This window comes from Paenibacillus cisolokensis, from assembly GCF_050481165.1.
Classification (GTDB): Bacteria; Bacillota; Bacilli; order Paenibacillales; family Paenibacillaceae; genus Paenibacillus_AH; species Paenibacillus_AH cisolokensis.
Window position 1 is genome coordinate 1 of record NZ_JBCNFP010000132.1, and the last position, 619, is coordinate 619.

Annotated in this window: 2 protein-coding genes; one reads left to right on the forward strand and one right to left on the reverse strand. The window is 49.1% G+C overall.

Annotated features, from left to right (window positions below; genetic code table 11):
• Positions 1-201: hypothetical protein (locus tag ABEV74_RS19525; protein ID WP_430148686.1), on the forward strand; the 201-nt coding region annotated here is incomplete at its 5' end.
• Positions 202-257: 56 nt separating this feature from the next.
• On the opposite strand, the gene ABEV74_RS19530 is transcribed toward ABEV74_RS19525, so the two are convergent.
• Positions 258-590 carry a hypothetical protein gene (locus tag ABEV74_RS19530; protein WP_430148689.1) on the reverse strand — a complete coding sequence of 111 codons (333 nt, stop codon included), beginning with the start codon at positions 588-590 and terminating at the stop codon, positions 258-260.
• Between the last annotated feature and the right edge of the window lie 29 nt (positions 591-619).

The following is a 619-nucleotide window of genomic DNA, read 5'->3' on the forward strand; positions in this document are numbered from 1 at the left end:
TTATTACTCCTCTCAATAATGGATATGAATTTTATAGGTTTTTCCAATAAAGTGAATGCATTTATTGCGGTTCCGGCTGCTTATTCCCCTCTGCCTCCTCCTCCGGTCCTGGTTCATCCACTCACCTCTATTTTGCTAGTTTCCAGCGGCCTTTACGTTGTTTATAAGCTTTTAAGATATACACACGGCCGCTCATTCTGATCTTGATCGGTACACCGTCAACCGCGTAAACAACTCGTACTACCGGCCGGTATTGATCACCTTCCGCTCTCGACTTTGTTCGCATCCATTTCCACCCCCAAAATTCCGTAGCCCACAATATCCCTGTAAGGCGACTCACCGAACGCATCCCTGTCTGTCGCGATCCTCATCAGCTTATCGAATATCCGCACAATGCAGAGCGCGTCTCTGTATTGCTCGGGCTTGATGCCGTCTGGGTACAAGAGGCGGAGGAAGTCTCCGCATTTTGCAAACGAATCGCCATATGCTTGATTCTTCTCTGCCACAAGTCGCCCAATCTCCCGGCCGATCTTCTCAAACCTGGATACCGGCCAGTTGTAGCCTTCGGCGAGTTGATCTATGTTAGGCATCCTTTACACCTCCCATATAGGGAAGCGAG

What these genes read in the sequence shown, in the direction of transcription:
- ABEV74_RS19530 (WP_430148689.1), bottom strand. Translation starts at nt 590, where the DNA reads ATGCCTAACATAGATCAACTCGCCGAAGGCTACAACTGGCCGGTATCC.